We start from the raw sequence: 1,022 nt of genomic DNA, 5'->3' as shown, positions 1-1,022 counted from the left end.
TGATCTTACCTTCGTGACCAAAGCGCTTGCTACGTTCCTGGGCGGTCACTTCAGTCCATACTTGGGTGTCTGAACGGTCAGACTTGCTGACAATCATGCCCGCGCCAATCGTAACGTTGGTTAGACGGTCGATAATAATAAACGCACCGGTCGCCTTATTTTGATCATAAGGATCGAATGTCACCGCTTGATTAAGAGTCAGCTCACACAAAGAAATGCTATTTAATGCCAAGTTGTCGGCATCATTTTTCTCAAGCGTGTTAACGTCAACGGTGTGAATGATATTGTTGACCGAACCTGAGCTAAGCGTAGAGCCAAGCTTGATATCGATAAGCTTGCCAGGTTGAAGCTCCGCTTCGTTCATCCAAACGATGTTAGCCGTAAAGCTTTGACCCACGGAAGGTAAGTTACTTGGCTTAACTAGCATATCTCCGCGAGATACGTCGATCTCATCGTTTAGAGTGATGGTGATTGCTTGACCAGCAAATGCATTTTCATGCTCGCCTTCATACGTGACAATCGATTTAACCGTGCTCTTCTTGCCAGATGGCAGGGCCATCAGTTCATCACCTTTGTTAACTTCACCAGAAGCCACAGTTCCGCAGAAACCACGGAAATTAAGGTTTGGACGGTTCACGTATTGAACGGGTAGGCGGAAGTCTTGAAAGTTTCTGTCTTCAGCCACCTGAACGTTTTCTAGAATGTCCATCAAAGGGGCGTCAGTGAACCAAGGAGTCAGTTCGCTATTAGAAACCACGTTCGTACCTTTCAGCGCTGAAAGTGGAACAAAGCGGATGTCTTTGAGTTGTAGGTCAGACGCGAATTCAAGGTAATCAGCTTTGATTTCGTTGTAACGCTCTTCGCTATAGTCAACGAGGTCCATTTTGTTGATCGCAACGACTACGTGCTTAATACCTAAAAGAGAGGCAATAAAGCTATGACGGCGCGTTTGCGTCAGAACGCCATGACGTGCATCGATCAAGATAATAGCTAAGTCAGCCGTTGATGCACCTGTCGCCATG

The 1,022-nt window shown here is 46.5% G+C and carries 1 protein-coding gene; it reads right to left on the bottom strand.

The window, feature by feature from the left end:
• Positions 1 to 1,022 (bottom strand): sulfate adenylyltransferase subunit 1 (locus A3738_RS06590; protein ID WP_231876552.1); only part of this gene is annotated, 1,022 nt, incomplete at both ends.

It is taken from the genome of Oleiphilus sp. HI0066, from assembly GCF_001635725.1.
The sequence above is the reverse complement of the archived record's forward strand: the minus strand, read 5'-3'. Positions and strand labels throughout refer to the sequence as shown.